This window comes from Streptomyces sp. NPDC052042, assembly GCF_044548345.1.
In the GTDB taxonomy this organism is placed as follows: domain Bacteria; phylum Actinomycetota; class Actinomycetes; order Streptomycetales; family Streptomycetaceae; genus Streptomyces.
In genome coordinates, this window is the sequence record NZ_JBIUBU010000004.1 from 258,358 (window position 1) to 275,355 (window position 16,998).

The window sequence follows — 16,998 nt, forward strand, 5'->3', positions numbered from 1 at the left end:
CGGCCCCTCTCCGTGCGCACCCGATCCGGGCCGCACGGCGACCGATCACCTCCGTCGCCTTCCTCACACATCGGCCGGCTGCCCGTCACGGCGCCGGCCGCAGGAGAAGCACGTCATGAACCACCCCACCGGTACCGCGCTGCCGATGTCTCCGGCCCAGTTGCTGTCCGACGCGAAACATCCCCTGCACACCCCCGCCGGCCTCGTCGGCGACACCCCCGTCCTGTGGATCGGCGCACCGTTCACCACCGCCGGACGCGGCTTCTGGGCCAAGCTCGAAGGCCACAATCCCGGCGGTATCAAGGACCGCACCGCCCTGCACATGGTCCGCGCCGCACGCGAACGGGACCGGCTGCTGCCCGGCGCCCGCATCGTCGAGTCGACCTCCGGCACCCTCGGCCTCGGCCTGGCCCTGGCCGGCGCGACCTACGGCCATCCGGTCACCGTCGTCACCGACCCCGGCATGGAGCCGCTGATGACCGGCCTGCTCTCCGCGTACGGCGCCGAGGTCGACCTCGTCGCCACACCGCATCCGGACGGCGGCTGGCAGGAGGCCCGCCGACGACGCGTCGAGGAGCTGCTCGCCGTCCACCCGGACGCCTGGTGCCCGGACCAGTACAACAACCCCGACAACGTCGCCGCCTACGCCCCACTCGCCCATGAACTCGTCGGCCAGCTCGGCCGCATCGACACCCTGGTCGTCTCCGTCGGCACCGGTGGGCACTCGGCGGGCATCGGCTCGGTGCTGCGCGGCTGCTTCCCCGGACTCCGGGTCGTCGGGGTCGACACCACCGGGTCCACGATCTTCGGCCAGCCCGCCGCCACTCGCCTCATGCGCGGTCTGGGCTCCAGCATCTACCCCCGCAACGTCGCCTACGGCCTCTTCGACGAGGTCCACTGGGTCGCCGCCCCCGAAGCGGTGTGGGCCGCCCGTCATCTGGCCCGCCACCACTACGCCACCGGCGGCTGGAGCGTCGGCGCCGTCGCGCTGGTCGCCCGCTGGCTGGCCGGCACCCTGCCTCCCGAGAACCGGATCGTCGCGGTCTTCCCCGACGGGCCGCAACGCTACGTCGGCACGGTCTTCGACGACGCCTACTGCCGTGCCCACGGCCTCCTCGGCCACCTGCCGACCGTCGATCCCGACGAGATCGCCGACAGCGGGGAGCGCACCGTCACCCGGTGGACCCGCTGCACCCGCGTCACCGACCCCCTCGCCCGCCCCGAACACCACGGCCCCGTGGGAGCCGCCCGATGAAACATCTGTGGGAGCAGACCCGTTCCTTCCCGCCGGGCGTACAGCTGATGATGGCCAATCAGTTCGCCATCAACCTCGCCTTCTACATGCTCATGCCGTACCTCGCGGCGCACCTGTCCGACGGGCTCGGCCTCGCCGCCTGGGCCGTCGGACTCGTCCTCGGCGTCCGCAACTTCTCCCAGCAGGGCATGTTCCTCATCGGAGGCACCCTCGCCGACCGCCTCGGCCACAAGGTTCCCATCATGGCCGGGTGCCTCCTGCGCACCCTGGGCTTCGCCCTGCTCGGCTGGGTCGACGACCTGCCCGCGCTCATCGCGGCCTCCGCCGCGACAGGCTTTGCCGGCGCCCTGTTCAACCCGGCCGTCCGCGCCTACCTCGCCGCCGAGGCCGGCGAGCGGCGCGTGGACGCCTTCGCCACCTTCAACGTCTACTACCAGGGCGGTATGCTGCTCGGCCCGCTGGTCGGCCTCGGCCTGCTGGCCGCCGACTTCCGGCTCGTGTGCACGGTCGCCGCCGGCATCTTCGCCGTCCTCACGCTGCTGCAATGGCGCTCACTGCCCACCCCCGGCCGACGCACGAGACCGGCCGACGGGCAGGACGGCGTGCTGGCGCAGTGGCGCAGCGTGGTGGCCAACCGGCCGTTCCTGCTCTTCTCGGCGGCGATGATCGGCTCGTACGTCCTGACCTTCCAGGTCTACCTCGCGCTGCCGCTCGCGGCGACCGACGCCCTCGGCGCCGAGGGGACCGCGGTCACCAGTGGGCTGTTCGTGATCTCGGCCGCGGTCGCCGTCGTGGGCCAACTGCGGCTCACCGGCTGGGCCAAGGAGCGCTGGCGGCCCAGTGAGGCCCTGGTGCGCGGGCTGGCGGCGATGGGGCTCGCGTTCGTGCCCCTCGCCCTCTGCCCGCGCGGCTCGTCGACGGCCGTGCTGGTGGCCCTGGTCGCGGCCGTCGTCCTGCTGGCCGCCGGGTCCGCGATCGTCTATCCCTTCGAGATGGACACCGTCGTGGCTCTGTCCGGAAACCGCCTGGTCGCCACCCACTACGGTCTCTACAACTCCGTCTCCGGCCTGGGCATCACCCTCGGCAACCTCGGCACCGGGGCGCTCTGGGACTACGCCCACCGCCATGACGCCACCTGGTTGACCTGGGCGGCTCTGACCGCGACCGGGACGGTCTGCGCCGCGGCGGTCGCCGCGCTCGCCCGAACCGGGTGGCTCACCGCACCGCAGCCGCAGTCGCGGCCCGCGGCGGCGTAGGCGCCGCGCCTGCGCCCGGGCGGCTCCCCCTACGGGACCGAGCCGCTCGGGTGTGTGCCCCGGCGCGCGGGCCACCGGGCGCCGGTCACCGCGCTCGCGTCCGCCCCGTGACCGGCGCCGCGGGGACCGTCCCGCCTTCGCCCCCGGACCGGACGCCCCGCACGCGCTCACCGCCGTACGCGCGGCATCCCCAGCCCGATCCACGAGATGATCTCCCGCTGGATCTCGTTGTTGCCGCCGCCGAAGGTGAAGATGACGGCGGAGCGGTAGCCGCGTTCGAGCTCACCGTGCAGCACGGCGCCCGCCGAGCCCTCCTTGAGCGGGGCAGCCGAGCCGACGACCTGCATCAGCCAGGCATAGGCGTCACGTCGGGCCTCGGAGCCGTAGACCTTGACGGCGGAGGCGTCGTGCGGGGTGAGCGTCCCGTCCTGGGCGGCGGACACCATCCGCCGGTTGAGCAGTTTCATGGCGTCGAGCCTGGCGTGGGTGCGGGCCAGGAGCGTGCGGGCCCAGCCGAGGTCGATGACGCGGCGGCCGTCGGCGATCCGGGTGTCCGAGGCCCAGCGCTGGACGTCGTGGAGGGCGCGGACGGCCATGGTGCCGTGGGCGGCGAGGGTGACGCGTTCGTGGTTGAGCTGGTTGGTGATCAGCCGCCAGCCCTCGTTCTCCTCGCCCACGCGGTGCGAGACGGGGACGCGGACGTCCTCGTAGTAACTGGCGGTGGTGTCGTGGGAGGCCAGGGTGTTGATCAGGGTGCAGGAGTAGCCGGGGTCCGTGGTCGGGACGAGCAGGATGGTGATGCCCTGGTGCGAGGGCGCGTCCGGGTCGGTGCGCACGGCGAGCCACACCCAGTCCGCGGTGTCGCCGTTGGTGGTCCAGATCTTCTGCCCGTTGACGACGTACGCGTCGCCGTCGCGCACGGCCCGGGTCCTGAGCGCGGCGAGGTCGGTGCCCGCGTCGGGTTCGCTGTAGCCGATGGCGAAGTCGATCTCGCCCGCGAGGATCTTCGGCAGGAAGTACCGCTTCTGCTCGTCGGTGCCGTACCGCATGATCGTCGGGCCGACGGTGTTGAGGGCCATCAGCGGGAGCGGCACGCCCGCCTGGGCGGCCTCGTCGAAGAAGATGAACTGCTCCATCGGGGTCAGACCGCTGCCGCCGTACTCCTCCGGCCAGCCCGCTCCCAGCCGGCCGTCGGCGCCCAGACGCCGGATCGTCTCGCGGTAGAACTTCTTCTGCGCCGTGGGCTCGGCGTACCGGGCGGAGGCATCGTCGGGGACCAGTTCGGCGAAGTACGCACGCAGTTCGGCGCGCAACTGCTGCTGTTCAGGCGTGTATTCCAGGTGCACGGCCCCTCCAGGAGTCTCGCGGTCGCGTCGCCGGCGCACGGCGGCGCACACAGTAGAACGCGTTGCAGGAATCTGGAAGGGCCGGGGCGGTCCGGGTGCCCGGGGAGCCTGGCGGGGGTCAGCGCTTGACGGCACGCAGGACGACGAACTTGGGGTTGCCCGCGACCGTGGCGCAGTTGCCGAAGATGCGGCGCAGCCGGATGTGGTGGCCGAGGTGCCGGTTGCCGACGACCCACAGCTCGCCGCCCGGGCGCAGTGCGGCGTGCGCCCCCCGGAACATGGCGCGGGCCGTCGCGTCGGTGGTGGCCTGGTGGGAGTGGAACGGCGGGTTGTTGAGCACCAGGTCCACGCTGCCGGGCGGTACCTCCGAGAGTCCGTCGCCGACCAGGAAGTCGGCCTCGGCGCCGGGTCCGGTGTTGGCCCGGAAGGTCTCCTCCGCGGAGGCGACCGCCTGGTAGGACTCGTCGATGAACGTGACCCTCGCCGAAGGGTTGGCGAGGGCGGCGGACAGCCCGACGACTCCGTTGCCGCAGCCGAGGTCGACGACCCGGTCGGGGCCGCTGCGCGCGGGGAGGTGGCCGAGGAAGAAACGGGTGCCGATGTCGAGGCGGTCGGCGCAGAAGACCCCGGCGTGGTTGGTGACCGTCCTGCCGGAGGCCGGGCCGATGCCCTCGGGCAGCTCGTAGCGCAACGGCCAGGGGCTGGGGGTCCGCGCCTTCGCGGGATCGGGGGTGCAGAAGATGAGCCGGGCCTTCCTGACCGCCAGGGAGGTACGGGTCGGGCCGATGATCCGCTCGAAGAGCGCGAGGGTGGAGGTGTGGATCTCCTTGACCATGCCCGTACCGATGACGACGGTGCCGGCATGGACGGCCGGGGCGAGCCGGTGCAGTTGGTCCTCCAGGAACGCGAGGCTCTTCGGTACACGTACCAGGAGGACGTCGACGCGGTCGGGCGGGGCATCCCTGGCGGACAGCAGGCGCACCGCGTCCGCGCCGGCGCCGTTGCGCTCCAGATTGGCGCGGGTGGCCCGCTGCGTCAGGTAGGAGTCGGCGATCTGCACGGGGCGGTGCTCCGCCAGGACGGTGCTCAGGGCGCCCCAGCGGTCGCCCACCACGGCCACGGTGCCCGACAGGTCCACCGGTTCCGTGTTGTCGGCCCCCTCCAGCCGCCGCAGCAGGTATGCGTCGGCGGCGTCCCAGGCGCGGAACGGGTCGCGGGGGTCCTCGGGGAAACGGGCCAGCTCGTACTCGGCCTCTGACGTCGTCAAACGGTTCACGTGCACCCAGGCTAGCCGAGCCGCGGGGAGTGCCTCGCGCACTCCCCGCCGCCGGCTTCGTGGCCGCGCCGCGCTAAGGCAGCGCCTTGTCGATCGCCGAACGGCCCTCCTGGGCGATCTTGCGCTCGGCCCAGCGAAGGTTCTCGGGGGTCAGGTCCCGCCCGGAGGCAAGCACCAGGTCCTCCGGGGTCGGATGGTCGCTCCCGCCCGTGTGCAGGAGGCTGTCGGGGGTCACTCCCCCGGCTACGGATACGGATTCGGGCTCGTCGCTCATGCCGCCTCCTCGTCCTTTCGGACATTCTCGCCCCGCGCCCGGTCCGGCGCATCCGATGCCCCCGCGCCCCGCTCCGGGCCCCGCATCGGCGCCACCGAAGTCGCCACTTGACCTGCACATGATAAATACACAGCGTTCACACGAGGGTCACGGTGCGTGTGGAAGGCTCCGGCTGACCACTCACCACACGCCCGCCGCGACACCGTCCCCACCCTGCGACGGGCGCCGCGGCGCCCGTCGCCCCGGAGAGGACGCCCCCCCATGCCCCGCCGTCACCTTCGTTACCGCCGCCCGTTGTTGGCGACGTTCGCCGCGTTCGCGGTGCTCGCCGGCACCGCGGCCGCGGCGCCCGCGGCCGCCACCCCGGCCGCTCCCGCCACCGCGACACCGCTCCAGGCCCTCGACGACACGTACTACAAGGGCGCGATCGGCAAGTCCGGCCCTGCGCTCAAGAGCGCGCTGCACACGATCATCAGCAAGCAGACCAAGATCTCCTACAGCCAGGTCTGGGACGCCCTGAAGAACACGGACCAGGATCCCGCCAACTCCTCCAACGTGGTCCTCGTCTACTCCGGACGCTCCACGTCCAAGAACAACAACGGCGGCTCGGTCGGCCAGTGGAACCGTGAGCACGTGTGGGCCAAGTCCCACGGCAATTTCGGCACCGCCACCGGCCCCGGAACCGACCTCCACCACCTGCGGGCGGAGGACGTCCAGGTCAACTCCATCCGCGGCAACAAGGACTTCGACAACGGCGGCAGCCCGGTCAGCGGCGCCCCGGGCAGCTACACCGACAGCGACTCCTTCGAACCGCGCAACGCGGTCAAGGGCGACGTGGCCCGCATGATCCTCTACATGGCGGTGCGCTACGAGGGCGGCGACGGCTGGGCCGACCTCGAACCCAACGAGCGGGTGTCCAACGGCTCGGCCCCGTACATGGGCCGCCTCTCCGTCCTGAAGGCGTGGAGCAAGCAGGACCCGCCGGACTCCTTCGAGAAGCGGCGCAACGACGTCATATACAACCAGTACCAGAACAACCGGAACCCGTTCATCGATCACCCCGAGTGGGTCGACTCCATCTGGTAGGCGCCCGCCGGACGCGTGACCGCCGACGGGGCACCGCCCGGCCCGTCGGCGGTCACGTGCCGTCCGCGGCCCGGAACCGCCCGGCCGCCCCGCTCCCCGCACGAGGAAGGACGTTCGGCGCGGGCACCGGCCACCGCCGCCCTTGCCGAGTGCGGGCCCCCGGGGCCGCTGGGACACTGGGAGGGTCCCCGCCGGGCACGAGAAGGCCCCCGGGGGCAGGTCCCCCGGAGAGGAGTGAGCACACCATGCCACGCGGATCCAACGCCAAACGGGAACGACAGTACGAACACATCAAGGAGAGCGCACAGGAACGCGGCGTCGGCGAGGAGCGGGCCGAGGAGATCGCGGCCCGCACCGTCAACAAGGCACGCGCCCGCGCGGGCGAGTCGAAGACCGCGAGCCGTACGTCCCTCGAGGACATCTCGTCGTCGCGGCGCGGCGGTCTGCGCTCCCGCACCGGGGCCGCGGGCCCCACGCGCGACCAGCTCTACGAAGAGGCGAAGAAGAAGAACATCCACGGGCGTTCGAGCATGACCAAGGATCAACTGGCCCGTGCGCTCGGCCGCTGAGCACGCGCCGGCCGACCGCCGGACGCACGCCGCGAGGACGCCGCGCTGATCCCGCGCGGGCGCCCGGCCGCGCGTCCGGCCCGCCGCAGCCGACGGCCCCCCTCACCCCGCGCACCTGCCGACGGCCCCGGTTCCGGAACCGGGGCCGTCGGCGTGTCGGTGCTCCGGCGACGTCAGCCGCCCCAGGTCCACTCGGAGACCTCGGGCAGGTCCACGCCGTGCTCGCGGATCCAGGCGTGGTGGCGGGTGCGGGTGTCCGCCATCGCCTGGCGTACCGCCGCGGCCCGCACGCCGAGACCGGGCACCCGGTCGATCACGTCCATGACCAGCCGGTAGCGGTCGAGGTCGTTGCGGACGACCATGTCGAACGGGGTGGTCGTGGTTCCCTCCTCCTTGTAGCCCCGCACGTGCAGATGGACGTGGCCGGCCCGCCGGTAGGCCAGCCGGTGGACGAGCCACGGGTAGCCGTGGTAAGCGAAGATCACGGGCGTGTCCCGGGTGAACACCGTGTCGTACTCCGCGTCCGGCATTCCGTGCGGATGGTCCTCACGGGGCAGCAGCCGCGTCATGTCGACCACGTTCACCACGCGAACGGCCAGTTCCGGCAGATGACGGCGGAGCAGGTCGGCGGCGGCCAGCGTCTCCAGGGTAGGGACGTCACCGGCGCAGGCGAGCACCACGTCCGGTCGGCGGGTGCCGTCATCGGTGCCCGCCCACTCCCAGATCCCCACGCCCCGGGCGCAGTGCGCACGGGCCTGGTCCAGGGTGAGCCAGTCGTGGCACGGCTGCTTGCCGGCCACGATGACATTGACGTGGTCGCGGCTGCGCAGGGCGTGGTCGGCGATGGAGAGCAGTGTGTTGGAGTCCGGTGGCAGATAGACCCGGACGACCTCGGGGCTCTTGTTGAGGACGTGGTCGACGAAGCCGGGGTCCTGATGCGAGAACCCGTTGTGGTCCTGGCGCCACACGTGTGAGGTGAGCAGGTAGTTGAGGGAGGCGACGGAGCGGCGCCAGGCCAGTCTGCGGGCGGTCCTGAGCCATTTGATGTGCTGGTTGACCATCGAGTCGACGATGTGGGCGAACGCCTCGTAGCAGGAGAACAGGCCGTGCCGTCCGGTGAGGAGGTACCCCTCCAGCCAGCCCTGGCACAGGTGCTCCGAGAGCACCTCCATGACGCGGCCGTCGTGCGCTAGGTTCTCGTCGGTCGGCAGGATCCGCTCCTGCCACGCCTTGCCGGTGGCCCCGTAGAGGTCGTCGAGCCGGTTGGAGGCGGTTTCGTCGGGGCCCATCACACGAAAGTCGCGGCGTTCCGCGGTCGCGGCCATCACGGCCTCCAGGAGCCCGCCCAGCACCCGGGTCGGCTCGTGCAGGACGGTGCCGGGTTCGTCGACGGCGACGGCGAACTCCTCCAGCGGCGGGATGGGCAGCTCACGCAGCATCAGACCGCCGTTGGCGTACGGGGTCGCCCCGAGCCGGGCGTCGCCGCCGGGGACACAGCCGAGCACCTGCGCGGTGGGGCGCCCGGACGCGTCGAAGAGCTCCTGCGGCCGGTAGGAGCGCATCCACGCCTCCAGCTGCCGCAGATGATCGGGGTTGTCCCGGACACCGGGCAGCGGCACCTGGTGGGAGCGCCAGGTGCCCTCGACGGGCATGCCGTCGACCTCGGCCGGGCCCGTCCAGCCCTTGGGGGTGCGCAGCACGATCATCGGCCAGTGCGGGCGTTCGGCGGTGGCGCCGCCGCGGGCCGCACTCTGGATCTCCTGGACGCGGTCGACGGCCCGGTCCATCGCCGCGGCCATCGCCCGGTGAACGGTGAGCGGGTCGTCGCCCCCGACGTAGAGGGGGTCGTGGCCGTATCCGCGCAGGAGGGCGTCGAGTTCGGTCTCGGGCAGGCGGGCGAGGACCGTCGGGTTGGCGATCTTGTATCCGTTGAGGTGGAGGATCGGCAGGACGGCACCGTCGTGCACGGGGTCGAGGAACTTGTTGGAGTGCCAGGACGCGGCGAGGGGGCCCGTCTCCGCCTCGCCGTCCCCGACGACGCAGGCGACGAGCAGGTCGGGGTGGTCGAAGGCGGCACCGTAGGCGTGGGTGAGCGCGTAGCCGAGCTCGCCGCCCTCGTGGATGGAGCCGGGTGTCTCCGGTGCCACGTGGCTGGGCACCCCGCCGGGGAAGGAGAACTGCTTGAACAGCCGCCCCATCCCGTCGGCGTCCCGCCCGATGTCGGGGTAGGTCTCCGAACAGCTGCCCTCCAGCCAGGAGTTGGCGAGCACGGCGGGCCCGCCGTGCCCGGGCCCCCAGACGCACAGGGCCTGGACGCCTCGGGACTTGATGATCCGGTTGAGATGCGTGTGGACCAGGTTGAGTCCGGGCGAGGTGCCCCAGTGGCCGAGCAGGCGCGGTTTGATGTGCTCGCGGGCCAGCGGCTCGGTCAGCAGCGGGTTGGCCATGAGGTAGATCTGGCCGACGGTCAGATAGTTGGCGGCCCGCCAGTGGGCGTCGAGTGCGGCGACCTCCTCGTCGGAGGGTCCGGATGTCGTTGCCGGGTGGACGGCGTGACTCATCTGCTACTCCTGGATCGTGTCCGACGCGTGCGACCGCACGGCGGCCGGAAGCCCTCGGACGGGGTCTCCCCTGATCGAACGAAGTCGAGAGCTCGGGGAAGGGCTGCGTGGGCTTTTGGCCGATGCCGCGCGCGTGCGTGCCAGGCGTCGCAACGGGGCGAACGTTGCCGGGAGCGGCACTAGGAGGGTGTCCCGACCGGCTCGTGGCCGTACCAGACCGTGGTCGCGTTGCAGAATTCGCGCATGCCGTGGCCGGCGAGTTCACGCCCGTGGCCGGAGCGCTTCACGCCACCGAAGGGCAGCGCGGGATGGGACGCCGTCATGCCGTTGAAGAAGACGCCGCCCGCCTCCAGATCGCGCACGCAGCGGCGGGCCTCGGCAGCGTCGCGGGTCCATACGTTGGAGCTGAGGCCGAAGGGGCTGTCGTTGGCGAGCGCCACGGCCTCCTCCAGCGACTCCACGCGGTACAGCGCGGCGACGGGACCGAAGGTCTCCTCGCGGTGGATGCGCATGGCGGGCGTGATGCCGGTGAGCACGGTGGGTGCGTAGAACCAGCCGTTCTCCAGCTCCGGCCCCAGGCCCTCGGGCCGGCCTCCGCCGCACAGCGCGCTCGCGCCCCGCCGTACCGCGTCGTCCACCAGCTCCTCCAGGTCGGCGCGGCCCCGTTCGCTGGCCAGGGGGCCGATGTCGCTGGATTCCCGCAGCGGATCGCCGACCGCCAGCTCGCGCATGCCCGCGGTGAGACGCTCGGCGAACTCCTCGTAGACCTCGCTGTGCACGATGAACCGCTTGGCCGCGATGCAGGACTGGCCGTTGTTCTGCGTCCGGGCGGTCACGGCGGTGCGGGCCGCCGCGGCGACATCGGCCGACGGCAGGACGAGGTACGGATCGCTGCCGCCCAGTTCCAGCACGGTGTGCTTCACCTCGTCACCGGCGATCGACGCGACCGAGCGCCCGGCCGGTTCGCTGCCGGTGAGGGTGACGGCGGCGACCCGGGGATCGCGCAGGATCGACTCGACCGCTCCGGAGCCCACGAGCAGCGTCTGGAAGCACCCCTCCGGGTATCCGGCCCGGCGGAACAGGCCCTCCAGGTAGAGGGCCGTCTGCGGGACGTTCGAGGCGTGCTTGAGCAGGCCGACGTTCCCCGCCATCAGCGCGGGGGCGGCGAACCGTACGACCTGCCAGAGCGGGAAGTTCCACGGCATCACGGCGAGGACGACGCCCAGCGGGCGGTAGCGGACGAAGGCCCTGGAGGCGCCGGAGTCCGCCACATCGGCAGGGGCGGGGTGCTCGTCCGCGAGGAGTTCCTCGGCGTGCAGGGCGTACCAGCGCATCGCCTTGGCGCATTTGGCGGCCTCCGCCCGGGCCGCCGCGATGGGTTTGCCCATCTCGGTGGTCATGGTGCGCGCGATGTCCTGCTGGTCCTCGTCGAGGAGGTCGGCGGCCAGGCCGAGCAGTTGGGCCCGCTCCTCGAAGTCGCTGGTGCGCCAGTGGCCGAACGCGGTGTGGGCGGTGGCGAGCCGCTGTTCGATCTCCGCCGCCCCCAGCGCGTCGAACGTCCGGAGCGTCTGACCGGTCGCGGGGTTGACCGTCGCGATGGACATGCCTGGGTCTCCTTGCCTCGGTACTTCGACCGTGCCGCGCCCCGCGCCCTACCGCAACGCGGGGCCTTGTGGGACCGGCGCGCGCCGTCCGGGGCGAGCGGACCGGCGCGGATCGCGCGTGCGGTGTACGCGCCGTCCGCGCCGGGGAGCATCCCGGCCGCACCGGTGGTACCGGTCCCGGGGCCGGGTCGGGCGGGCCCGGGTCAGACGAGGACGGGGGCGGAGGCGGGGGCGGCGCCGGACACCGCCGCGGCTCCGGGAACCGTGCCCGGAGCCGCGCTCGGCGGGCGTCGGAACTCACGCCCTCCGGGCAGCGGCGCGGGCGACCGCGTCCCGGCGGTGCGCGGCTCCTTCGCGTACCGGGTGAACCACACGACCTTGCCCTCGCCGGTACGGCAGGTGCCCCAGCTGTCGCTGAGCGCCATGACCCGGCTGAGTCCGCCGCCGTCGCCGAGCAGCCGCGGCATCCCGGTGCCGTCGTCGGCGACGGAAGCCGTGAGACGCCGCCCCGACCAGCGGAGTTCGACGACGCAGCGGCGATGGTCGCCGACATGCCGCTGCACGTTGGTCAGCAGTTCCTCCACGCCCCGGCACACCGGTCGGACGTGGAGTTCGAGACTCCAGTGGCGGAGGTGCGCGGCGACGATGCGCCGCACCTGGGAAACACGCTCTGCCGAAACCTGGAATTCGACCAGATAGCGCCGGTCGGGTGGAACGGTCATCGTCGAGGCTCCTCACATCGAGGCCCACTGACTTCGCCCCGTCGAAACCAACGACCCCCCGAACACGAAGAGTGAGCGGATGTCACTTTTGGGTCACTCCAGAGTGACCCGTTGGAGCGGCCCGCGCAACACGGAGAACGGCGGTCCGGCCGTGCCTCGGGGGCCTCGGAGTCAGACCAGATACGGCAGCAGCGTGTCGGGGGTGAGCGGCAGGCCACGCAACCGGACGCCGGTGGCGTGCCGCACGGCGTTGCCGACGGCCGCCGCCGCGCCGACGATGCCGATCTCGCCGATGCCCTTGCTGCCCATCGGATTGAGGTGCGGGTCGTCCTCGTCGATCCAGTGCGCCTCGATCCGCGGCACGTCGGCGCTGACCGGCACGTGGTAGGAGGCGAGATCGCTCTCGGTGAAGTCCCCGAAGGCGGGGTCCAGCCCGCTCGCCTCGGTCAGGGCCATGCCGATGCCCATCGTCATCCCGCCGATGAACTGGGAGCGCGCGGTACGGGGGTTGAGGATGCGGCCGGCGGCGAAGACGCCGAGCATCCGGCGCACCCGGGTCTCCCCGGTGCGCGAGTCGACCGCGACCTCCGCGAAGTGCGCCCCGAACGCGTGCCGTGCGTAAGGGGATTCCTCGGAGAGCTCCCGCCCGGTGTCGGCGTGTACCGTCAGCCCCCCGGCGGGCAGCGGGCCGGTGCGCTCGCCCAACCGCCGCAGGAGTGCGGTGGACGCCTTGTGCACGGCCCAGCCCCACGAGCCCGTGCCGGAGGAGCCCCCGGCCAGTGAGGCGTCGGGCAGGGCGCTGCTGCCGATGTCGATCCGCACGTTCGCCACGGGGGTGCCGAGCGCGGTGGCCGCGATCTGCGCGAGCACGGTCCGGGCGCCGGTTCCGATGTCGGTGGCGTTCACGCCGATGCGGTAGGAGCCGTCGGGTGCCGCGTGCGCCGAGGCGCTGGAGGGCATCATGTACACGGGGTAGGTGGCGGAGGCCACGCCCGTGCCGATCAGCAGCGGACCCTCTTCGCGGACGGCGGGGCGCGGGTCGCGGTCGCGCCAGCCGAAGCGTGCGGCTCCCTCCTCCAGGCAGGCGACGAGGCCGCGGCTGCTGAACGGGGCCCCCGAGTCGGGTTCGTCCACCACGTCGTTGCGCAGGCGGAGTTCGACCGGGTCCATGCCGAGGGCGGAGGCGAGTTCGTCCATGGCGGACTCCAGCGCGTACATGCCCGGGGCCTCGCCCGGGGCGCGCATCCAGGACGGGCTGGGCACGTCCAGGGCGGCCACCCGGTGGGCGGTGCGGCTGTGCGTGGATCCGTACATCACCCGGGACGGCACGGCCGCCTGCTCGACGAACTCCTTGACGGTGGAGGTGTGGGTGACGACCTCGTGGACGACCGAGACGAGGGTGCCGTCGTCCTCGGCGCCGAGCCGGACCCGCTGCACGGTGGGCGCGCGGTGGCCGACGACGGCCGCCAACTGGCGCCTCGGCAGAGCCACCTTGACGGGCCGTCCGGTGTGTCGCGCGGCCATCGCGGCCAGCACCGCCTGCGGGCGCGGGGTGCCCTTGCAGCCGAAGCCGCCGCCGACGTGCTCCGAGACCGCGGTGACCTGCTGCGGGCGGAGTCCGAACGCGGCGGCGAGGCCGTCGCGGACGGTGGTGGAGCCCTGGCTGGAGTCGTGCACGGTCAGATGCCCGTCGTCCGACCACCAGGCGGTGGTGGCGTGCGGCTCCATGGGGTGGTTGTGCAGGGGCCCGATGGTGTAGGTGGCGTCGATCCGGACGGGCGCCGCGGCGAAGGCGCGTGCGGCGGCGCCGCGCTCACGCACGGCGGGGTAGCCGCCGTTGACCGTCTCGGGGGTGTACAGGCCGGGGTGCTCGCCGGTCAGCAGGACGTCGTGCGGGGCGGTCTCGTAGGAGATCCGCAGGGCCTCGGCCCCGGCACACGCCTCTTCGAGCGTGTCGGCGACCACGAGTGCGACGTACCAGCCCCGGTGCGGGACCCGGTCGTCCTGGAGGACAGCGAGGGCCGGGTCGTCCGGTTCCTTCAGCGCCGGGGCGTCGGCGTGGGTGAGGACCGCGCGCACGCCTGGCATGGCCCGTACCTCGTCGGCGCCGAGAGCGGTGACGCGGCCGCGGGCGATGGTGGCCGGGACGGGCCGCCCGTACAGGCAACCGGGCGGGGTGTGCTCGGCGGCGTAGCGGGCGGCGCCCGTGACCTTGTCCCGGCCCTCGCGGCGGACGACGGGGCTGCCCAGTGATGACGGGGCCTGGTTCATGACGGGTCCTCACGTCTGCTGGTCGGTGTGTCGGCGTGGCCGTGGCCGGTCAGCCGTCGGCGGCGAGTTCGGTCAGCGCGTCGACGGCCAGGCTGCGGGCGAGGCCCACCTTGAACGCGTTGTGGCGCAGGGGCCGGGCCCCGGCGAGTTCCGCGTCGGCGGCCCGGGCGAAGGTCTCCTCGGTGGCGGGCGCGCCGCGCAGCACGCGCTCCGCGGTGCGGGCGCGCCAGGGCCGGTGGGCCAGTCCCCCGAAAGCCAGCGCCGCGTGGGCGATCCGGCCGTCGCGGACGCTCAGCACGGCGGCGACGGAGGCGAGGGCGAAGGCGAACGAGGCGCGGTCGCGGGCCTTGCGGTAGAGGGAGCCCGCGCCTTCCGGAAGGGGCGGCAGGGTCACCCGGGTGATGAGTTCGCCCGGCCGGACCTCGGTGTCCCGGTGCGGGGTGTCACCCGGAAGCCGGTGGAACTCGGCGGCCGGCACGGTCCGTTCACCGTCCGGCCCGTGCAGGAGGACGGTGGCGTCGAGGGCGGACAGGGCGACGGCCATGTCGGAGGGCTGGGTGGCGACGCAGTGCTCGGAGTGGCCGAGGACGGCGAGATCGCGGTGGGCTCCGTCGCGGGCGGGGCAGCCGGTGCCGGGTTCCCGTTTGTTGCACGGCTTGGAGACGTCCTGGAAGTACGGGCAGCGGGTGCGCTGGAGCAGGTTCCCTCCGGTCGTGGCGGTGTTGCGGAGCTGCCCGGAGGCGCCGGAGAGCAGCGCCTGCGACAGGGCCGGGTAGCGGCCGCGCACGGCGGGATGGGCGGCCAGGTCGCTGTTGCGCACGGTGGCGCCGATGCGCAGCCCGCCGTCGTCCGTGTCGGACACCTCGGCCAGGGGCAGCCGGCTGATGTCGATGAGCAGACCGGGGGTCTCCACACCGAGCTTCATCAGGTCGACGAGGTTGGTTCCGCCGCCGAGGTATCCGGCGCCGGGGTGGGCGGCGTGCTCGCGGACCGCTTCGGCGGCCGTCCGGGCCCGGAGGTAGGCGAAGGGCTTCACGGGGCCACGTCCTCGATCGCCTCGACGATACGGGGGTAGGCGCCGCAGCGGCACAGGTTGCCGCTCATCCGCTCGCGGATCTCGGCGGCGTCCAGCGGAGCCGGGGCGCTCGCGGGTGCGGTGGGCGAGGTGACGTGGGACGGGAAGCCGTGCGCCGCCTCACCGAGCATGCCGACGGCGGAGCAGAGCTGGCCGGGCGTGCAGTAGCCGCACTGCAGGGCGTCGCGTTCCAGGAAGGACTCCTGGAGGGGGTGGAGACGGTCGCCGTCGGCCAGTCCCTCGACGGTGGTGACGCGGGCGCCGTCGTGCGCCACGGCGAGCAGCAGGCAGCTGTTGGCGCGCCGCCCGTCGACGATGACGGTGCATGCCCCGCACTGACCGTGGTCGCAGCCCTTCTTCGCGCCGGTGAGGCCGAGATGCTCGCGCAGGGCGTCCAGGACCGTGGTCCGGTGATCGAGCGTCAGGGTCCGCCCGGCTCCGTTGACGTACAGCGTCAAGGTGGCACGGTCACCGGCCGTTCCCACCGCCCCCGGCTGTCGCGCACCGTCGTCCCGCCCGTGTGAGGGATCCACTCGCTCGCACCTTTCAGGGTGGCCTTTTGTCCGCTTTCTACCAGAGGGGGCGGTGCCGTCCGGCTCATTGCTCCGAAGCGGGGCCGTGACCGGGCCGCCGGTCAGCCGGCCCGGTTCCTCAGCCGCAGGCGCACTTCTTCCTCCTGGTCGCCGGAGACGGTTCCGACGACCCGGACGTCGAAGGCGTGCGCCAGGCTCCGCCGGAGCCGTTCGACCGCCCAGTAGCCGCCCTGCACATCGAGCGACACGGGTGCGCCGAGCGGTGCCGGGCCCGAGACCACGCGCTCCTCCGTGACGTCGACGGTCGCCGCCCACACGGTGGGGCGCTTCTCGGCGAGCTTCCTCGGCACGTCGACGGAGGCCCGGTCGGTGGTGAAGGCGGCCCGCAGCGCGTCGAAGACCATCCGCGCGTCATCGGTGTCGCAGCCGCTGATGACGACCGAGACGTCCCGGCCGTGCGGGCCCGCTTCCGCCCGCCTCTCCTTGGTTCCGTTCACCGTGGCTCCCTTTGCTCCGTGTCGTGCGGCAGGCCCTTCGCAAAGCCCGCGACGGTTGGGGTCCTCTCCAGGCTCACCCCCGGACCGGGCGACGGCGACACGAGCGGGCCGGGGGACGCGGCCGGCCCGCCGGTCCCACCGGGCTCCGGTACCCGGCCCGGGCACCAGAGCCCGAAACGCCCACAAGGTTTATGTCCTCTTAAAACATGAATTCGCCGCTCTTATCGACTGACGGCTGCCCCTCGGGGTATCGGGGAGGCATGGACGTATCGAACGGAGATTTCGGCTCACTGGCCCTGCTCCTCGCCGCCGGGCGGGGCGCGACGGGGTCGGTGTTGGGCATCATCGGAATCGCGCTGGTGGGGATCCTGATCGGCGCGGTCTGGCTGGGCCGGAGGCGCCGGCTCCAGGAGCTTCCACCGCCCCGGCCCGATGAGCAGCCGCCACGGCCCGACCATCGCACCCACATGGAGCAGCGCGATGTCCACGCCGACGACAGCTTCCCGCCCGACGGCAGCGGACTGTCCCCCTACGAGCTCGGGGACCACGGGAGCGAGACCATCCGGCGCGACACCGACGAGCGACGCGACTGACTTCGCCGGGAGCTCACCGACGGGGACGCCGCGCGGGTCGCGGCGCAGGGGGCCTCCGCGTGTTGCGGGAACCATCGCCC

General features: G+C 72.8%; 15 protein-coding genes. 5 read left to right on the plus strand and 10 right to left on the minus strand.

Annotation, left to right across the window (positions count from 1 at the left end; all coding sequences use genetic code 11):
- The first annotated feature begins 115 nt into the window (after positions 1-115).
- Together ACIHCL_RS10625 and ACIHCL_RS10630 are read left to right on the plus strand one after the other, a co-directional pair.
- Positions 116-1,255, plus strand: a complete 1,140-nt coding sequence (locus ACIHCL_RS10625; protein ID WP_399859487.1) for a PLP-dependent cysteine synthase family protein — start codon at positions 116-118, stop codon at positions 1,253-1,255.
- Entirely contained in the window at positions 1,252-2,511 is a 1,260-nt protein-coding gene (locus ACIHCL_RS10630; protein WP_399859490.1) for an MFS transporter, read from the plus strand. Before ACIHCL_RS10625 ends, ACIHCL_RS10630 begins: the two co-directional genes overlap by 4 nt.
- Positions 2,512-2,678: 167 nt before the next feature.
- On the opposite strand, the gene ACIHCL_RS10635 is transcribed toward ACIHCL_RS10630, so the two are convergent.
- The 3 genes from ACIHCL_RS10635 to ACIHCL_RS10645 all read right to left on the minus strand — a co-directional run bounded on the left by ACIHCL_RS10635 (position 2,679) and on the right by ACIHCL_RS10645 (position 5,407).
- Entirely contained in the window at positions 2,679-3,857 is a 1,179-nt protein-coding gene (locus ACIHCL_RS10635; protein ID WP_399859493.1) for an acyl-CoA dehydrogenase family protein, read from the minus strand.
- 118 nt (positions 3,858-3,975) lie between these two features.
- Positions 3,976-5,133 carry a methyltransferase gene (locus ACIHCL_RS10640; protein ID WP_399859495.1) on the minus strand — a complete coding sequence of 386 codons (1,158 nt, stop codon included), beginning with the start codon at positions 5,131-5,133 and terminating at the stop codon, positions 3,976-3,978.
- Between the two features lie 73 nt (positions 5,134-5,206).
- The gene (locus tag ACIHCL_RS10645) at positions 5,207-5,407 is read right to left on the minus strand and encodes a hypothetical protein (protein WP_399859496.1); all 201 of its coding nucleotides are present in this window, start codon (positions 5,405-5,407) and stop codon (positions 5,207-5,209) included.
- 261 nt (positions 5,408-5,668) lie between these two features.
- On the opposite strand from ACIHCL_RS10645, the gene ACIHCL_RS10650 reads away from it, so the two are divergent.
- Both ACIHCL_RS10650 and ACIHCL_RS10655 read left to right on the plus strand, forming a co-directional pair.
- A complete protein-coding gene (locus ACIHCL_RS10650; protein WP_399859498.1) occupies positions 5,669-6,493 on the plus strand; it encodes an endonuclease I family protein in 825 nt (274 codons plus the stop codon).
- Positions 6,494-6,738: 245 nt separating this feature from the next.
- Positions 6,739-7,062 (plus strand): plasmid stabilization protein, encoded by a 324-nt coding sequence (locus ACIHCL_RS10655; protein WP_399859501.1) that lies wholly within the window; start codon positions 6,739-6,741, stop codon positions 7,060-7,062.
- 173 nt (positions 7,063-7,235) lie between these two features.
- Here the strand turns inward: ACIHCL_RS10655 and ACIHCL_RS10660 are convergent, their stop codons facing one another.
- The 7 genes from ACIHCL_RS10660 to ACIHCL_RS10690 all read right to left on the minus strand — a co-directional run bounded on the left by ACIHCL_RS10660 (position 7,236) and on the right by ACIHCL_RS10690 (position 16,325).
- Positions 7,236-9,623 (minus strand): phosphoketolase, encoded by a 2,388-nt coding sequence (locus ACIHCL_RS10660; RefSeq protein ID WP_399859503.1) that lies wholly within the window; start codon positions 9,621-9,623, stop codon positions 7,236-7,238.
- A 179-nt stretch (positions 9,624-9,802) separates the two neighbouring features.
- On the minus strand, positions 9,803-11,227 hold the full coding sequence (locus ACIHCL_RS10665; protein WP_399859506.1) for an NADP-dependent succinic semialdehyde dehydrogenase: 1,425 nt from the start codon (positions 11,225-11,227) through the stop codon (positions 9,803-9,805).
- 203 nt (positions 11,228-11,430) lie between these two features.
- On the minus strand, positions 11,431-11,949 hold the full coding sequence (locus ACIHCL_RS10670; RefSeq protein ID WP_399859509.1) for an ATP-binding protein: 519 nt from the start codon (positions 11,947-11,949) through the stop codon (positions 11,431-11,433).
- Between the two features lie 171 nt (positions 11,950-12,120).
- Positions 12,121-14,220 (minus strand): xanthine dehydrogenase family protein molybdopterin-binding subunit, encoded by a 2,100-nt coding sequence (locus tag ACIHCL_RS10675; protein WP_399859511.1) that lies wholly within the window; start codon positions 14,218-14,220, stop codon positions 12,121-12,123.
- Between the two features lie 49 nt (positions 14,221-14,269).
- On the minus strand, positions 14,270-15,256 hold the full coding sequence (locus tag ACIHCL_RS10680; RefSeq protein ID WP_399859514.1) for an FAD binding domain-containing protein: 987 nt from the start codon (positions 15,254-15,256) through the stop codon (positions 14,270-14,272).
- The gene (locus ACIHCL_RS10685) at positions 15,253-15,780 is read right to left on the minus strand and encodes a 2Fe-2S iron-sulfur cluster-binding protein (RefSeq protein WP_399859827.1); all 528 of its coding nucleotides are present in this window, start codon (positions 15,778-15,780) and stop codon (positions 15,253-15,255) included. Before ACIHCL_RS10685 ends, ACIHCL_RS10680 begins: the two co-directional genes overlap by 4 nt.
- Before the next feature lie 149 nt (positions 15,781-15,929).
- Positions 15,930-16,325 carry a hypothetical protein gene (locus ACIHCL_RS10690; protein WP_399859516.1) on the minus strand — a complete coding sequence of 132 codons (396 nt, stop codon included), beginning with the start codon at positions 16,323-16,325 and terminating at the stop codon, positions 15,930-15,932.
- Between the two features lie 260 nt (positions 16,326-16,585).
- Between ACIHCL_RS10690 and ACIHCL_RS10695 the strand changes: the two genes are divergently transcribed.
- The gene (locus ACIHCL_RS10695; RefSeq protein ID WP_399859518.1) at positions 16,586-16,918 is read left to right on the plus strand and encodes a DUF6479 family protein; all 333 of its coding nucleotides are present in this window, start codon (positions 16,586-16,588) and stop codon (positions 16,916-16,918) included.
- Positions 16,919-16,998 lie beyond the last annotated feature (80 nt).